At 52.2% G+C, this 16,150-nt stretch carries 18 protein-coding genes and 1 riboswitch; of the genes, 4 read left to right on the forward strand and 14 right to left on the reverse strand.

The window, feature by feature from the left end:
- Window positions 1-6: 6 nt before the first annotated feature.
- The 14 genes from pduP to pduA are packed head-to-tail and all read right to left on the reverse strand — an operon-like array spanning window position 7 to window position 10,770.
- Window positions 7-1,392 (reverse strand): CoA-acylating propionaldehyde dehydrogenase PduP, encoded by a 1,386-nt coding sequence (pduP, locus tag FDX24_RS15505; RefSeq protein WP_137364576.1) that lies wholly within the window; start codon window positions 1,390-1,392, stop codon window positions 7-9.
- Complete coding sequence (pduO, locus tag FDX24_RS15510; RefSeq protein ID WP_048212001.1) at window positions 1,389-2,396, reverse strand: two-domain cob(I)yrinic acid a,c-diamide adenosyltransferase PduO; 1,008 nt, start codon at window positions 2,394-2,396, stop codon at window positions 1,389-1,391. Before pduO ends, pduP begins: the two co-directional genes overlap by 4 nt.
- A gap of 8 nt (window positions 2,397-2,404) precedes the next feature.
- Window positions 2,405-2,680, reverse strand: a complete 276-nt coding sequence (locus tag FDX24_RS15515; RefSeq protein WP_048212000.1) for a EutN/CcmL family microcompartment protein — start codon at window positions 2,678-2,680, stop codon at window positions 2,405-2,407.
- Between the two features lie 3 nt (window positions 2,681-2,683).
- The gene (gene pduM / locus FDX24_RS15520; RefSeq protein ID WP_048211999.1) at window positions 2,684-3,175 is read right to left on the reverse strand and encodes a microcompartment protein PduM; all 492 of its coding nucleotides are present in this window, start codon (window positions 3,173-3,175) and stop codon (window positions 2,684-2,686) included.
- The gene (locus FDX24_RS15525; RefSeq protein WP_048211998.1) at window positions 3,172-3,804 is read right to left on the reverse strand and encodes a phosphate propanoyltransferase; all 633 of its coding nucleotides are present in this window, start codon (window positions 3,802-3,804) and stop codon (window positions 3,172-3,174) included. The genes pduM and FDX24_RS15525 overlap by 4 nt, the downstream gene beginning before the upstream one ends.
- Window positions 3,804-4,268 carry a BMC domain-containing protein gene (locus FDX24_RS15530; protein ID WP_124021643.1) on the reverse strand — a complete coding sequence of 155 codons (465 nt, stop codon included), beginning with the start codon at window positions 4,266-4,268 and terminating at the stop codon, window positions 3,804-3,806. Before FDX24_RS15530 ends, FDX24_RS15525 begins: the two co-directional genes overlap by 1 nt.
- Before the next feature lie 24 nt (window positions 4,269-4,292).
- The gene (gene pduJ / locus FDX24_RS15535; protein WP_001057752.1) at window positions 4,293-4,568 is read right to left on the reverse strand and encodes a propanediol utilization microcompartment protein PduJ; all 276 of its coding nucleotides are present in this window, start codon (window positions 4,566-4,568) and stop codon (window positions 4,293-4,295) included.
- A 19-nt stretch (window positions 4,569-4,587) separates the two neighbouring features.
- Window positions 4,588-4,938 carry a glycerol dehydratase reactivase beta/small subunit family protein gene (locus FDX24_RS15540; RefSeq protein ID WP_048211996.1) on the reverse strand — a complete coding sequence of 117 codons (351 nt, stop codon included), beginning with the start codon at window positions 4,936-4,938 and terminating at the stop codon, window positions 4,588-4,590.
- Window positions 4,928-6,760 (reverse strand): diol dehydratase reactivase subunit alpha, encoded by a 1,833-nt coding sequence (locus FDX24_RS15545; RefSeq protein WP_048211995.1) that lies wholly within the window; start codon window positions 6,758-6,760, stop codon window positions 4,928-4,930. Before FDX24_RS15545 ends, FDX24_RS15540 begins: the two co-directional genes overlap by 11 nt.
- A 15-nt stretch (window positions 6,761-6,775) precedes the next feature.
- On the reverse strand, window positions 6,776-7,294 hold the full coding sequence (pduE, locus tag FDX24_RS15550) for a propanediol dehydratase small subunit PduE (RefSeq protein ID WP_048211994.1): 519 nt from the start codon (window positions 7,292-7,294) through the stop codon (window positions 6,776-6,778).
- 14 nt (window positions 7,295-7,308) lie between these two features.
- On the reverse strand, window positions 7,309-7,983 hold the full coding sequence (gene pduD, locus FDX24_RS15555; protein WP_116360213.1) for a propanediol dehydratase medium subunit PduD: 675 nt from the start codon (window positions 7,981-7,983) through the stop codon (window positions 7,309-7,311).
- 10 nt (window positions 7,984-7,993) lie between these two features.
- Window positions 7,994-9,658 (reverse strand): propanediol dehydratase large subunit PduC, encoded by a 1,665-nt coding sequence (pduC, locus tag FDX24_RS15560; protein WP_005128020.1) that lies wholly within the window; start codon window positions 9,656-9,658, stop codon window positions 7,994-7,996.
- 18 nt (window positions 9,659-9,676) lie between these two features.
- Entirely contained in the window at window positions 9,677-10,489 is an 813-nt protein-coding gene (gene pduB, locus FDX24_RS15565; protein ID WP_005128019.1) for a propanediol utilization microcompartment protein PduB, read from the reverse strand.
- Complete coding sequence (gene pduA / locus FDX24_RS15570; protein ID WP_003030255.1) at window positions 10,489-10,770, reverse strand: propanediol utilization microcompartment protein PduA; 282 nt, start codon at window positions 10,768-10,770, stop codon at window positions 10,489-10,491. Before pduA ends, pduB begins: the two co-directional genes overlap by 1 nt.
- 525 nt (window positions 10,771-11,295) lie before the next feature.
- On the opposite strand from pduA, the gene pduF reads away from it, so the two are divergent.
- The 4 genes from pduF to cbiB all read left to right on the forward strand — a co-directional run bounded on the left by pduF (window position 11,296) and on the right by cbiB (window position 16,150).
- Entirely contained in the window at window positions 11,296-12,105 is an 810-nt protein-coding gene (gene pduF, locus FDX24_RS15575) for a propanediol diffusion facilitator PduF (protein ID WP_101741436.1), read from the forward strand.
- Window positions 12,106-12,307: 202 nt separating this feature from the next.
- Window positions 12,308-13,219 carry a regulatory protein PocR gene (gene pocR, locus FDX24_RS15580; RefSeq protein WP_048211991.1) on the forward strand — a complete coding sequence of 304 codons (912 nt, stop codon included), beginning with the start codon at window positions 12,308-12,310 and terminating at the stop codon, window positions 13,217-13,219.
- A 332-nt stretch (window positions 13,220-13,551) separates the two neighbouring features.
- Window positions 13,552-13,727, forward strand: a riboswitch (cobalamin riboswitch).
- A gap of 87 nt (window positions 13,728-13,814) precedes the next feature.
- Complete coding sequence (locus FDX24_RS15585; protein WP_137364577.1) at window positions 13,815-15,194, forward strand: cobyrinate a,c-diamide synthase; 1,380 nt, start codon at window positions 13,815-13,817, stop codon at window positions 15,192-15,194.
- A complete protein-coding gene (gene cbiB / locus FDX24_RS15590; RefSeq protein WP_137364578.1) occupies window positions 15,191-16,150 on the forward strand; it encodes an adenosylcobinamide-phosphate synthase CbiB in 960 nt (319 codons plus the stop codon). Before FDX24_RS15585 ends, cbiB begins: the two co-directional genes overlap by 4 nt.

Raw genomic sequence — 16,150 nt, forward strand, 5'->3', positions numbered from 1 at the left:
GCCCCATTAGCGAATAGAAAAACCGTTGGTGAGCACACAACGACGAGAGCGTGCGAAAGTTCGCGCTGACGTTGTGCCTTCACCGGTTGGAGTAGCGATAGTAAAGGTGGTAAAGCCTTCACCGCCGACACCAATACCGGCGTAAGAGGGGCCATTTTTCACAAAGATTGAGGTCTGAAGGGTGCGGGCGGCAAGATTCAGACGTGACACGTTTTGTGAATGCATGATGGCAGTGTGATGCAGTCCCTCTTCAACTTTCAGTGCCAACGCCAGTGCACTGTCAAAATCCTTTACGCTCACGATGGGCAGCATTGGCATCAACTGTTCGCTGGTGACCCATGGATCGTCAGCATTGACGATGCCAATCAACAGGCGAGGTGTTTTTGCCGGAACCAGTATGTCCGCAGCTTCAAGCAGGGCTGCTGGACTCTTTCCAACCAGTTTTTTATTGGCTATGCCTTCAGGCAGACAGGCGGCGCGCAGTTTGTTGATGTCTTCGTTGTGCAGAAGTAACGCGCCAAAAGACTGCATTTGTTGGACCAGTCGTTCAGCAACAGCATCGACAACAATCAGGCTTTTCTCAGCAATACAGGGCAGGTTGTAATCAAAGGATGCGCCGTTGATGATATCTTCCGCCGCCTTAACCAGGTCGGCAGTTTCATCAACAATACAGGGCGGATTTCCTGCACCTGCGCCAATGACTTTTTTCCCGCTTTTCATACCCATAGCAACAATGCCAGGGCCGCCGGTAATCGCCAGAACTGCGATTTTAGGGTGTGCCATCATCTGCTGGGTAGCCTCAAAAGTGGGTTCTGTGACCGTGGCGACAAGATTCCGGATCCCGCAGCAGCGGAAGGCTATATCTTCAATCATGGCAATCAGCTTCAGTGATACTGCTTTTGCGCCAGGGTGCGGGCTAAAATAAACGCTGTTTCCCGCGGCCAACATACTGATGCTGTTATTGATGATGGTTTCCGTCGGGTTGGTACTTGGCGCAACGGAGCCAATCACACCAAATGGAGAGTACTCAAACAACACCATGCCACCGTCACCGGTTAGCGCCGTGGTAGTGAGATCCTCGATACCCGGGGTGTTGTCCAGCGCGGCTTTGTTTTTGAGGAATTTATCCTCTTTGTTGCCCATTCCTGTTTCGGCAGCGCTCTCGGCGGCCAGTGAAGCCAGGTGAGGCGTCAGTTCTTCTCGCAGGGCATTGATGATGGCGCTGCGGGTTTTCAATGGACATTGCTGATAACGCAGAAAAGCCTGATACGCGGCATCAATTGCTTCGTTAACGGAAGGAAAAATTCCATTACCCTTAACTTCTGCTTTTGCCGGGGCGAGTTGTTCACTCAAAATGTTACGAATAAGCGTTTCAAGTTCTGAAGTATTCATTGATGTGTTCTCACGTTAATCGCCGCAATGGCCGTTTCTGCAATGTCCATATCCTGCTCAACGCTTCCCCCGCTGATGCCAAGACCCCCAAGGAGTAAACCCTCTCGCCATAATGCGTACCCGCCACCGAAGGTGACGACTTTTCCCTGCATATGGCTTTCCAGACCGTAAAGCGCGGCCCCTGGTTGCACCGCTGATGTCAGCTCGTGCGTGGCGGTTTTCATCGCCACGGCGGTCCAGGCTTTTTTCGGTGCCAGTTCGCTACTGACGAGCAATGCGTCAGGCATGCGCCAGGTCACCGTTTGAGTTCCGTTCGCATCAACAATGCAAATGACGACCGGAACCTGAATTTCTTCTGCTCTCGCCACCGCCGCGCGAGTCAGTTGGTGGAGCTCCTGAAAAGACAGTGACATAGTCGGCTCCTGGGTGGCTGATGTGCGGATGGCTGCGAGATAGCGCTCCGTCACTTTCTGAATAATGTGGCTTTGATGGGCGTCATGATCTTCTGCTCGTGCAAGCGCATATAAGCAGTCGGACAGGCGATTGATGTAACGCATCAATACATGTCTGACGGAGATCTCTGTGGAGAGTTCGACCAGTCGCCGCTCTGCGCGGCGAGCCAGTGTGCGGGCGAAGTGTAGTCGGCTGGCGGCTTCGCTGCGGCCTGGTAAAATAAAGCTGCGTAGGGGCGGTACTCTCCCCATCGCGGTATCGATGGCGGCTTCCAGTGCAGCAATTTCTTCTGAGCTGATGTAGCGCTGTTCTGGCGTTGGCTGTTCGCTTTCGCTTGCCAGTTCGGCGCTGAACCAAAAAAGCTGCAGCTGAATATTTTCAAGCAACTGGCGGTGCTGCGGGTTTTTCGCCGCGCAAACGCACAGGCTAAGCGCTGCATTAAGCTCATCCAGCGTACCGTAAGCCTCGACGCGCGGATGCGTTTTACTCACGCGTTGTCCGGTAAAGAGAGCTGTTGTACCGGCATCGCCCGTTCGGGTATAAATCGCCATAGTTCCTCCTAGCGAGAAAGCGTGTCGACAATGCCGACGATAGCCAGGTCGATGGCCTCATTCGGGCCGGAAAAAACGTGTCTGGCGCTGGATCCGCTGCTGAGTAACACCAGTTCGCCCGTTCCAGCACCGACTGAGTCAACCGCGACTTCATCTCCGGTAGCGGGGGAGGCGGGGAGCTCTCCGTCAGCACTCACCCGACGTACCAGCAAGAGTTTTTTTCCCACCAGTGATGGGGATTTTTGCGTGGAAACCACAACGCCTGTAACCCGGGCCAAATGCATAGCTCACTCCTGCTTAATTAATTGGACATTTCGCGTACCGACAGCTTCCTGAGCCAGAGCCGTCACGACACATCGACGGCGTAGTACCAGTACACCACCCTTCAATTGGGCGACGTCGGCGTAGCTGAGAAGCGTTTCAGGATGCAGCACGATGATTCGTCCCAACTCGTCACTGAACTCCAGCGGCAGACGCGCGAGCTTTTTCACGGGGAGTGCCGGTAGCAGCCGATGCTGTAGAGAGATTTTTACGCGAAGCCCGCATGCCAGCGCCTCGTGGATTGTTACCACTGCGACACTGGACGGACTGCAATCTGCAATTTTTTCCAGTAAAGGCAGGTCTGCCTGAAGGAGGTGCAGTGACGAGTACTGACAACATAACGTCCGGGAATCGATTTCCCGTAACTGTGCGACGCTCAGCGTGATGGTACTTTCCGCGCGTTTTTTTAATCGGGAAACAACCTCCTCGATAATGCGTTGCAGCAGTTCGTTGTTCATCGTGAGGTCACCAGTGTGGCAAATGCCTGCGGATTATCAGCGCCTGCTGCATTGGCTTCGTCTGTATCGATATGCATCTCAAGGCGCATATCCGGCGAAACACGTACGGCGACGTTATCGAAAATCAGTCGGCGTTCATCGCCATTGATTGCCACGGAGACTTTATCTCCATGAGAGACACGCAGTATCAGCGCATCCAGCGGCGACATATGGATATGTCGCTGGGCAACAATAACCCCGGAGGGTAACTCCAGTTCAGCAAAGGGGCTGATAAGACGAATGCCAGGCGTACCCTGAATATTGCCGGACATGCGCAGCGGCGCAGCGATACCTAATGTGCGGGCGTCGGTACGAGATATCTCCACCTGGCTAGTACTACGCAGTGGACCAAGCAGACGCACATTCTTTAACTGACCTTTCGGTCCGACCAGCGTGACGGTCTGATCTGCGGCATATTGTCCGGGCTGCAACAGACCCTTTTTCTCGCTAATCGGCTGATTAGGAAACAGGCGAGTGTAGTCCTCGGCGCAAAGGTGGATGTGGCGATTCGAAATCCCGAGAGGGATAGGGCGTTCACGCATTTCATCCAGTATTTTACTGACCGTTGTTTCCAGTTGCTGTTTATCCATTACGCTTCACCTCGTTTACCAGAGTGCAGACAAAGAGTGCGCGGCTCGCCCTTTTGACGGGGACAGGCAGGGTCAAGACACAGATTGCAGCTAATCAACTCTGCCTGTTGCGCGGCTTCAGGTAATGCAATTTCTGTAGCCATCTCTTCTTGCTCTTGCGATAGATAAGGTATCGGTTCTGGCTCTGGCTGCACGGGCACACTGTGGGAAAGAATGCCTTCTCCGGGCCTGGAAATGACCCTGTGCGCGACCAGTCCATTTCGCAATTCTGCTAAATTAGCACCGGTGGATATAGCCGCCTGAACGGAGGCCACATCCCCGATTATCTTGATCACCGTCCAGCCTGAGCCGTTGGTTTTTTCGAGGCCCACCAGCGTGATGGAGGCGGCTTTCGCCATGACGTCCGCGCAACTGATGGCTAATGCCAGACCACTAACTTCAAGTAATCCCAGTGATTGCTTCACGCTGTGCTCCTTGTTTGCAACGACTTATGCAGATTTAGGTAAAATGGCTTCAACGTCGCTATGCGGACGCGGGATAACGTGGCAGGATTTCACCTCGCCAACGGCGCTTGCTGCTGCGCTTCCTGCATCTACCGCTGCTTTTACGGCGCCGACATCCCCGCGGACCATCACGGTGATCAGGCCTGAACCAATTTTTTCGTAACCAACCAACTGCACGTTTGCGGATTTCACCATGGCATCAGCGGCTTCAATAGCGCCGACAAGCCCTTTTGTTTCAACCAGTCCCAGTGCGTTATTCATACTGCTTTTCTCCTGTGGATTATGAGTGGCATTCGCGGAACGGAATGCCTTTAACCAGCCGCGCAGCGTTATTGCCAATGCTGCGGCGATCATGGCTATTTTGTTGATACGTCAGCGTAAAAAGTGGCGCTGATGTAGGTAAGTTTTTGTAGTGCACGACCAGTTTTTCATGACTGCAGCCAATGCCAACCAGCAATGGTGATTGGCAGGCAGCCAGCCATGCATTGTGGATAACGTCAGTTGAATGGCTCTCCTGAATCACAAAGGGGATCCCTTCTTCCTCAATACCCAGCAGCACGTCATTCCAGACTTCAGCGCAGCCGGTAGTAGTGAAGATAACAATGGCTGGCGTGGTGAGATTACTTTCCATGAGCGAATGCCTTGTACCAGGAGAGAATCAACCCTGTGGCAACCGCATTGCGCGGACCTTCGGTGCCACGAATGTTGCCGCGCCCGGCAACGAGGCGATAATGAGCCAGTGCATCGGTGACCAGTTGCGGAACTTCGAAGTCCAGCGAGGAACCGCCAACCAGCACGACAAAAGGAATGTCCCGAATATTCCCGGTCGGACTTACCTGACGCAGCGCTCTGAGCGCGTTGGTGACGAAAACTCGCTCCTTGGCGCTGCGGCGAATGGCGCGAACTTTCTCCAGCGCCAGTTCGCCCGGCAGTGGCACCAGTTCATCGGGTTTCACCACGCACACGCGGGCAAACACCGTTGGCGGGAGCGGGGTGGGGAAGAACTGGACGCTGCCGTCTTCGTGGCGAAGATGGAACAAGCTTTCAACTTTCGCCAGCGGGTATTTTTTAATTTCTTCAGCGAGATAACGATCATCCAGCCCCAGTTCTCGGGCAATGATCATTGTGACCATATCGCCGGCCCCTGCCAGATGCGTGGCAATAATTTCGCCTTTCGGGTTGATGATAGAGGCGTCAGTAGATCCGGCCCCAAGATCCAGAATAGCCAGTGGACGTGTAGTACCCGGTGTGGTTAAGGCACCCAGAATAGCGGCTTCGGCTTCAGCACCACCAACCTGCACATCAATGTTGAGTTTTTGCGTTATTTCCTGGGCAATCATCGCCATTTGCAGGCGATCTGATTTCACCATAGAAGCAATACCAACGGCCTGTTCCAACGAAAACTCGCCGGCAAGTCCCCCGGTCACGCTGACTGGGACTGAAGTATCAACTGCCAACAGATCCTGAATAAAGATTTCATGACTGGGTTTGTTGGTTAATTCAGCCATTGTCTGGCGTACGTGCTCCAGCATGCCACCAATATTGGTTCCCGCCTCTCCGGTGACGTTATCCAGTTTCGGGCATTCGCCAACCGCTTTCATAATCGCGTCGGCACCTGCCGCGACGTCGACGCGTACTGTTCGTCCTTGCGATTGCAGTTCCAGGTTTCCGGCAGGTATTGCACGAGCTTTCACATCACCTGACGGCGTTTTCACCACTACCGCAGAGCGGTTGCCAATCAGTGCGCGGGCCATGGGGACAATGTTCTTGGTCTCCTCTGCGCTAAGGCTAAAGACAGTCGCGATTCCGTACGGGTTGGAAAGGGTTTCGATAACCTTGCCTGGAACAGCGACCTCAATAGCGGCCAGCATACCCAACGGGATGCGGTCGATATGAAGCACTTCATCGACGATGGGCAGGGGATGAGTCAGACGATTGCTGACCAACACGCCATCGTCCTGCTGCAAAATAACGCCAGTTAACTGGTACCCGGCGCGGACGGAGGCATTTATCATCGTGGCGACATCGGCGAAATCAAATGCAGATGACACTACCAGAATATAGGGCGTATCCGCCGGACGACTAAGCAGGTCTTCCGGCGTAATCGTGATGCCGACGCCTAACCCGACGCCGCCTGGCGTTTTAGGGTTATGACCGATCATAGTGGACTCAGTGATGATGGTTTCGGTGATCGTTTCCATCGCCACGTCGCCAATGACCGGAGTGGCTTCGTTAATACGGATGAGCGCAATATCGCTGACATTGATTCCGGCGTTTTTAGCCGCCAGCGTAAGCGCCTCCTGAATGCCAAACACATTACGCAATGTGCCCTTAATCCCGGTGGTTTCCGCCAGCGCACTGCTGGTGATGCTCAGTGCGCCAGACTCATCCAGGGTAGCCAGAGCGACTTCCGTGGATGAGTTGCCTATGTCAATGCCAGCTATATATCGCATGATCCTGTCCCTGAGTTAGTCGTCGCCTTTGAGTTTTTTACGCTCAACGTACAGCGCTGCCGCTTCACGAACGAAAGCTGCGCAGATCTTTGCCTGATAACGATTTTCGAGATCGTCGGCGATGGCCATCAGCTCGTCTTTCGTTGAGCGGTACGGGCGCAGCGCGTTGTAGATCTCAAGAATACGGTCGTCAGGTACGGCGGTTAGCTCAGCGGCGCGCTCGAAGTTCATCGCCAGCCTGTCACGTCCGGCATCCTTGGCGATTTCCGCCTGGAGGCGCAGCGTTTCAGGGGTGATGCGCATGTCTTGCGCCGTCACTTTGTTGCTCAGAACATTTTCGAGCGTGAAGTCATCCAGGGTTTTGTTGGTTGCGGTTTTTACCCACTCAGGATGTTTATTCGCGAGAGGGTAGTCCGAGACTTTCGCGGTATGAGCTGATGAACTCGCCGTGGTCGGAGTTGCGGACTCTCCCTGCAGGCTGTTCATCCGGCTCAGCACATCCCGAACCATCGATTCAATTGCGTCGGTATTCATGGAGTTATCCTTTATCAAAGCGCCACGCGCAGTTCCTGCGGGTTTTTGCCCGTCACGACGTATTTGGTCTCTTTAATGTGCAGAATGGCTGATTTCGCCTGGTACTTAGGACGAGCCATCTGGTCATTCAGCGTAGGGACCGGTTGCGGAGATTCACGCTTGGCATAACGCGCGGCGTTTTTACCGATCTGACGGTAGGTTTCCAGCGTCAGAAGCGGTGCCTGAGGGAACAGCTCCAGGTTAGAAAGCGGCGGTAATCCCTGCTGATGAATAACCGTGGTGCCTTTTGACTGGATGCCGATAGAGATCCCGGAGCCACTCAGGCGGTTACCTTCCACGGCAACAAACGCCACATCAGAGGATTTAAAGCAGCGGATAACGCGCGCTTTAATGCCTTCTTCTTCAATACCGGCAATCACTTCGCGTAAGATATTTTTGTGCGGTATACCGACGATATTGACGGTTTGCGACAGACCAAACGCTGGCCCTACGGCAATAATCACTTCATCCTGCTGCTGGCCCTGTTTGGCTTCGCCAATCTCAGTCAGAAAACTGTCGCCTTGTACCGCTGCAGCCTGTGGTGCGCTAGCCGCTGTCGTTGAGCTGAATGAGACAGGTTTGTCGCTGGTTTGCATTTCAGACAGTACGTCTTCAATTATCTGGCGCAGCAGCTTTTCATTGATTTCCATTTTTCACCCCTTAGCCAAGTTCGTTGGGATCAAGTGCGCCAGGGATGTTTTTGATCTCTTCCCAGCGTTCGCCTTGCAGGCGATAACCTGTTGCCGGACCGGCATAGTCATTGACGTCATTTACTGCGGACAGCACCTGTCCGTCGCCAACGATAATGGCGGAGGTATGCAGATAATCCCCGGTTAACTTGGCTTTCTGGATGTTGAGCATGTCCTGAGCGACATCGGTAAACCCGCCCTGAGCAAGAGCTTTCACCACTTCCAGACCGTTACGGTTTTTATTGATGATCTCTTGCGCAAATTTGATGTCTTCAACGATGTTACGCTCTGGCATATCTTTTGAACCGTGGGCGTAGGTCGCGGCCTCGACTTCTTCGTCGGTGATTGGCGGTAATCCCATCCCGGCGAATACAGCCTGCAGTGCGCGAGCTGCTTTATTGCGAATGGCGATAACGTCTTCTTCTCGCACCGGACGCAGACCACCGTCGACTTTCAGATCGCGCTGGATGACGTTGTAATCGTCAAAATCTTCGGCATCCTCGTTGGAACCGGCGAACATGTTGTCGTAGTTCGGAACAGCGGAATAACCAGATGAAATGAAATCTGTACCCGGCAAGAATTGCATCAGCAGACGAGCAGTACGACGCATATCGGAGTGGGTAAAGGTCTGGTCATTACTGGAGGCACACTCCAGATCCAGTGACGAGCAGATCAGGTTTTCTGCCAGCACCGCGCGAATACCCGATGGCACGGCTGAAGGTACGCCAATGCAACTTACTGAACCGTTTTGCAAACCCTGAACGCCAGCTGCCTTGGTGATGTAAATGCAGCGCGCTTCCAGATAAAGCATCGATTTGCCTTCGGCGTAGCCCATCTGAACTTCTGAACCGGAGCCAGACGTGAAGCGCATTTTCAGGCCGCGTGAAGCGTAAGAAGAGGCCAGAAAACCTTTTGACCATGGCGTGTCGTCACCGTCTGTAAAGACGGGTTCAGTACCGTAGACGGAGATCGTTTCCGCATAACAGGTATGACCTAACATACCGAGTTTCAGCTCGGTGGCTTCTTCCAGAGAACACTGAGTTAACACACCTGGGCGTCCAACCTGCGAACCTACCAGCAGTGCAATCGCGTTAAACGGCGCGTAACGTGCAACAGCAACGGTCGTTTCCTGCTCATCAAAGCCACGCCAGGCACCCTCTGCAGCATCGGCGGCAATCTGTACCGGGTTATCTTTGACGTTAGTCACGTGCGCTTGTTGAGATGGGGTACGGCGGGCACGCATTTTCTGCATGGCCATCATCATCTCAACGACGTTCATGTGCGAAACCACTTCCACAATTTTCGCTGGCGTCATTGCCGTGGTCAGAGGAACAATGTCCATACGCTTGACGTTGGGGTCGCAAAGCATATTGGCGAGTTTAACCGAGTCCATCGCCATCACCTCTTCAGCGCGAGCCAGGTTAATGCCGTAGCGCGCGATGAAGTGGTCAATCAGATCAAATTCACTGGCGGATTTGCCGTCCAGTTCAGTGACCATCCCGTTGACGATTTTAATCGACGGCTTAGGGTCGTTCGGGCTTTCCATCGCAATGAAGCCTTCTTCGATCCACTCCTTAACGAAGCCGTCCTGATTCACAGGGCGTTTCGCCAGTGCTTCAAATCTTTTCGATCTCATGAATCAGCCTCACTGATATCAGATATAGGACGGACGGTCGTTTTTGGGTTCTGAGCCGAGGGTCGCCAGCACGGTTTTACCGATTTCACGGGCTGAGATAACAGCCTGACGCACGGCCCCTGAGTCACCGGAAATGACCAAAATGGCTTCGTTGCTGAAACTGGTGCCATGGGCGGGGGAGCTGTAGGCCACCACTTCAACATTGGCGGATTTCAGCGCCGTATCGGCCATCAGGACACCTACGGATGCGGGTGCGCCGACGATGACGCCACAGGCACGACCAATCGGTGCGCCAAAGGCTTTTTCCAGCGCGTAGCTGGCGCGTGCGGTGTATTGCATCTCGATGTGACCGGCTTCGTTGGCATAAACGTCGCCAAAGGTGCGATCCAGCTCTTTCAGCGCAACTTCAATCCCGCGCTTCACGTCAGAAACGTCGTTACCGCCGAGAATTATTAGCGAACCATGACCAGCGCCGCCTTTGGTATCACGCGGCAACTCGATGCTGACGACTTCAGTATTTGTGGCTTTCACCGCTTCATCAGCAGCCATGATGTGTGGACCCGCACCAGTACGTGCGCCAAGGATGCCAATGGAGCGATAACGCTTTTCAAGTTTCATCGCGTCCAGTAAGGCGCTATCTACGTTGGCGATCACCAGACCGACGGTGTCGCCAATCGCAGTACCGACAAATTCCGTTAAACTGCAGCTCTTCTCTGCCATAGCCGTTTCTCGTGTTGGAGGATTATTTTCAGGGATAGCCTGCTGTTCCGGCGTCGCCACGCGAGCAATCACCTGCGCCATGATCTGTTCAACCAGCTCATTGCTGCTCATTAGCTAATTCCCTTCGGTAAGATTTTTTCGACATCGGTATGAGGACGTGGAATGACGTGTACGGCTTTCACTTCTCCCACGTTACGGGCCGCGGCGGCACCGGCATCTGTTGCTGCTTTAACCGCGCCGACATCACCGCGGACAATGACTGTTACCAGTCCCGAACCAATTTTTTCGTAGCCGACCAGCATTACATTGGCTGACTTCACCATTGCATCTGCGGCCTCTATGGCTGCAGTTAAGCCTTTGGTTTCTACCATTCCTAACGCTTCTTGTTGCATAAAGACCTCGCCTGGGTTGTCCCGATTTTCATGACTATAAAAAGAAGCGAGGAAAAAGAATGGCTGACTTGAATGTATGAGAGAAAAAATAGTGAGGAACTGGTGATATAAAATTGCTGTTAATTATTTTATTGTGTTGTTTTTATTGAACATTTTTAGATTTGTTGATGTGATTATTTGGTTATGTTAATTCCATATTTACACTTTTGAACGTGACAGGTGAAATATCATTTGCTATGCGGGGAAAATGAATTTGTGACGGTTATCTGAAAACAAGATTATGCTATTGGCAATATTTTATTATTTCTAAAATGTACAAATAATAGAGAAATTCCCCGTCATCTGGCTTTGTTTAATAAAAGTGATGGCAAGAATTTGCTATCGCAACACGATTTTTAAAGTCATACCGCCCGCAGATTGCCAACAATTTGCCGACATGGCTTTTTATAGTAAGCCTCGAAGTATTCTACTTGCCAGCAAGGAGTCCGCTGGTAAAGACACGAACTCTGCTTAGAAGGTGTCACAATGAACGATTCACTAAAAGCGCAATGCATTGCCGAGTTTTTGGGTACCGGGTTGTTTTTGTTTTTTGGCATTGGATGCCTGAGCGCCCTGAAAGTAGCCGGTGCCAGTTTAGGGTTATGGGAGATCTGCATTATATGGGGACTGGGGATCTCTCTGGCAGTTTATCTGACAGCAGGGATCTCAGGTGCACATCTCAATCCCGCTATCACCATCGCACTGTGGTTGTTTGCCTGTTTTCCAGGTCGTAAAGTGTTGCCGTACTCCATTGCTCAGGTGGCTGGTGCCTTTGGTGGCGCTCTGCTCGCCTATTTGTTGTATGGCAGTTTGTTTATCGAGTACGAAACCGCCCACCACATGGTGCGGGGTAGCTTCGAAAGTTTGCAGCTTGCCAGCATATTTAGCACTTATCCTGCCGCTGCACTCAGCGTCTGGCAGGCTGCACTGGTGGAAGTTGTGATTACCTCCATTCTGATGGGGATGATCATGGCGCTCACCGATGATGGCAATGGGATTCCCCGGGGGCCGTTGGCACCACTACTGATCGGTATTCTGGTTGCCGTTCTTGGGGCATCGACCGGACCGCTTACCGGATTCGCCATGAATCCGGCTCGTGATTTTGGGCCAAAATTGTTCGCATGGATGGCGGGTTGGGGGGATGTCGCGATGACTGGGGGGCGTGATATTCCTTACTTTATTGTCCCGATCGTGGCACCTATCATTGGCGCTTGTGCGGGGGCAGCAATTTATCGTTACTTTATTGGCAAAAACTTACCGTGTAATAGCTGTAAGCTGGAGGAAAATGAGCGTTAGCTTCACGGAAAATGTTTATTTTTGAAATGTAATAACTGTTTTCGTGATCAGGTTTCCTGAACCGCTTAAAAAGTCTCCCAAGAATGGGAGACTTTTGTTATGTTCGAATACGCCTTTTATCATTGCTCTGGATAGCGAGATGAAAAGCAGATGTAAATAATGTGTTTTATTTATAACAATAAATTAACTGAGAGGTTTTATCATGATTTCTGCGAGTGCCCTGAACTCAGAACTCATTAATAAAATCGCACAGGATTTTGCGCAGGCCACCAGTCTGGCTGTTGTGGTTGTCAATATTCACGGTGATGAAATTTCTGAGCTTTTTAATTTCACTCCTTTTTGCCAGTTGATGCGCCAGCATCCTCAGCATAGTACACGATGTCGTATGAGCGATCGCTGTGGGGGACTGGAAGCTTCAAAATCCGATCAACCCTGCATTTATCGCTGCCATGCCGGACTTACCGACTTCTCCATTCCGCTGGTCATTGCGGGACATCTGGTCGGGTTTGTCTTATGTGGCCAGGTGCGCCTAAGCAATGACGTGGGGCTGGTGGATATTCTGAACGTGGACGACCGTTGGCAAGCCGATCCCGAACTGGTGAGTGAATTTCGTAATGTACCGGAAATGGACTATTCGCGGGTTATTGCTTCCGCGGATTTGCTAAAGCTCATTGTAGAAAATTGTCTTAAAAAACAACTGAATTTCGTCGTAATCAAAGACAATCCGCAGCAGTCAGAACCGGTACGCGCTAACCGCAGTACCAATCCGCATGACAGTAAAATGAAGAAAGCCTTGCGCTATATTGATGCGCATTTATCAGACGAGCTGCGTCTGGAAGATGTTGCCTCTCACGTTTATCTCAGTCCTTACTATTTCAGCAAATTGTTCAAAAAATATCAGGGGATAGGGTTTAACGCATGGGTAAATCAACAGCGAATGGCGAGTGCCAAAGAGTTGCTTTGTCATAGCGACTGGAGCATCGCCAGTATTGCGCGAAATTTAGGCTTTTCACAAACCAGTTATTTTTGCAAAGTATTCCGTCAAACGTACCAGGTTACGCCGCAGGCTTTCCGTCAGCAAATAAATGTCACCTCATCTGAAGAGACAGCTTAAATAGCAATAATTTGCTATTGCCGATTTTTGATATCGTACGCTATGTCAGTCATTATAAAATGAAAAATAACTACAGCAGTCAATAAATTGTCATAGCGCAACAAAATAATAGTATTTGAGGGATAAACTGCACCAGTTTTTATTTTTGTGATGAGATACAGTGTCTGTGTGAAAGACTTTCTTTATTCTTTAATGACGCTTTCATTCAAAAAATGAACATATGAATAAACGGGTTGAGGCCATAACATTGGTTGAATGTACCCGGCAAGATATTAAATTGAATTATTGTCATGAGGTCGTGAATTTGCCTCAAGACACAGAGCCAAATTAAATCGGCTCTTGAACTGACAGGTTTGCCACATTTGTGGTAGGGAAGGGGGTGAGAATCCCCCGCAGCCCCCGCTGCTGTGATGCTGACGACCCCGTATAGACCACTGATCGCAAGATTGGGAAGGACGGGCGAGGACGACGCTAAGCCAGAAGACCTGCCTGTCGGTGACTACCAACAACTTCGGTGGGAAGTGGGTTGCGCAGATGCATACAGTCGAGAGACTGGGTATCTATACACCCCTACCACCCTGAACAGGATCAGGGTATGGCGGCCAGTTTTCACGCATTTGTTCTTGCAGGTACCGGTAGCGGCTGTGGCAAAACCACGGTGACGCTGGGCTTGTTGAGCCTGATGAAAAAGCGCGGTTTACGCGTCCAGCCATGCAAAGTCGGTCCTGATTACCTTGATACTGGCTGGCACACCGCGGTGTGCGGCACGGCTTCCCGCAATCTTGATAGCTTCATGCTACCCACCTCTACACTGAATGCCTTATTTTGTGAGCAGATGCAGCACGCGGATATTGCCGTTATCGAAGGCGTTATGGGGTTATATGACGGCTATGGTACAGACCCTGATTACTGCAGTACTGCGGCGATGGCGAAACAGTTAGGTTGCCCGGTCATCTTGCTGGTTGATGGTAAGGCGGTTTCCACTTCGATAGCCGCCACGGTGATGGGATTCCAGCATTTTGATCCCAGTCTGAACATTGCAGGCGTGATTGTTAATCGGGTCAACAGCGAAACACATTACCAGCTACTCAAAGTTGCCATTGAGCGTTACTGCTCCGTGCCTGTATTAGGCTACGTTCCCCGCATGGAGGGCGTCGCGCTTCCTGAACGTCATCTGGGTTTAGTTACCGCTCGTGAGTCAGTTATCAACCAGCAGCCGTGGCAGGATTTTGCCGCGACGCTGGAACAGACGCTGGATATCGACGCGTTGTTGGCATTAAGCCAGTTAAACACCCTTCCTGTTGGCGAATGGCCCGCGCTACCGGCAGCAGACGCAGGAGCAGGGTTAACGCTGGCCATCGCCGATGACGAAGCGTTCAACTTTTACTATCCGGACAATATTACGCTGCTGGAGCGCACGGGCCTCAATATTGTTCGTTTTAGCCCGCTGCATGATACCTGTTTACCAGACTGTCAGATGATTTGGTTAGGCGGCGGATATCCGGAACTGCATGCTGCGGCCCTGGCCCGTAATGTCACCATGCTGGAGCAACTGCGAGCGGCGCATCAGCGTGGCGTCGCTATTTATGCAGAGTGCGGAGGGTTGATGTATCTCGGTAGCTCGCTGGAGGACAGCAACGGCGATTGCTGGCTAATGGCGGATATCATTCCTGGGCACAGCAAAATGGGCAAACGGCTGACCCGGTTTGGCTACTGCGAGGCACAAGCCACACAGCAAACATTACTGGCAACGGCCGGTGAAGTCCTGCGCGGGCATGAATTCCACTATTCCGACTTTACCCCTGAAACCCCGGCGGTGATGAATTGCCGCAAGGTGCGTGATGGCAAAACGCTGCAGGCCTGGTCAGGTGGATGGCAGGTCGGAAATACCTTCGCCAGTTATCTGCACGTTCATTTTGCCCAGCGCCCCGAAATGCTCAATCACTGGCTGGCCGCTGCGAGGAATGCGCTATGACGATACTCGCATGGTGCGTTGCCTGGCTGCTGGATTTTATCATTGGTGATCCGCAGAACTGGCCGCATCCGGTGCGCTGGATTGGCAATCTGATTTCTGCCGTGCAACGCGTTGTTCGTCGTTACTGCCATAGCGACCGCGCGCTTCGCATTGGTGGTGCAGTGATGTGGATTGTGGTGGTTGGACTGACCTGGGCTGTGTCCTGGGGGGTACTGGCGCTGGCGCAATCAATTCATCCCTGGTTTGGTTGGGTCGTTGAGGTGTGGATGATTTTCACTGTGCTGGCGGGGCGTTGTCTGGCAAATGCTGCGCTGGATGTAGAGCGTCCATTGCGTGCCAATAATCTTGCCGAAAGTCGGGAAAAACTCTCCTGGATTGTGGGACGTGATACCTCACAGCTGCAACCAAAACAGATCAACCGCGCCGTGGTGGAAACCGTGGCGGAAAACACCGTTGACGGCATCATCGCGCCGTTGTTCTTCCTCTTACTGGGCGGTGCGCCGCTGGCGATGGCCTACAAATCGGTGAATACCCTCGATTCAATGGTGGGGTACAAACATGAAAAGTACCGTGCTATCGGCATGGTCAGCGCCCGTCTGGACGATGTCGCTAACTTTATTCCGGCAAGACTGAGCTGGCTGTTGCTGGGTGTGGCGGCGTTTTTATGCCGCCAGGACGGCGTACGCGCTTTGCAGATTGGCTGGCGTGATCGCTACAACCATAGCAGTCCAAACTGCGCATGGTCGGAAGCTGCTGTGGCCGGCGCATTAGGTATTCGCCTGGGGGGACCCAATGACTACTTCGGCGAGCGCGTTGAAAAACCGTGGATTGGCGATCAACAACGAGACATTTCTGTAGACGACATTTCCCAAACGATTCGATTGATGTGGGTAGCATCGACCCTGGCACTGGCGCTTTTTATTGCGCTGCGCTGGCTGTGGCTCGGTGTCGCCTGA

The sequence above is a fragment of the Citrobacter sp. wls716 genome, assembly GCF_005280975.1.
GTDB classification, from domain to species: Bacteria; Pseudomonadota; Gammaproteobacteria; order Enterobacterales; family Enterobacteriaceae; genus Citrobacter; species Citrobacter youngae.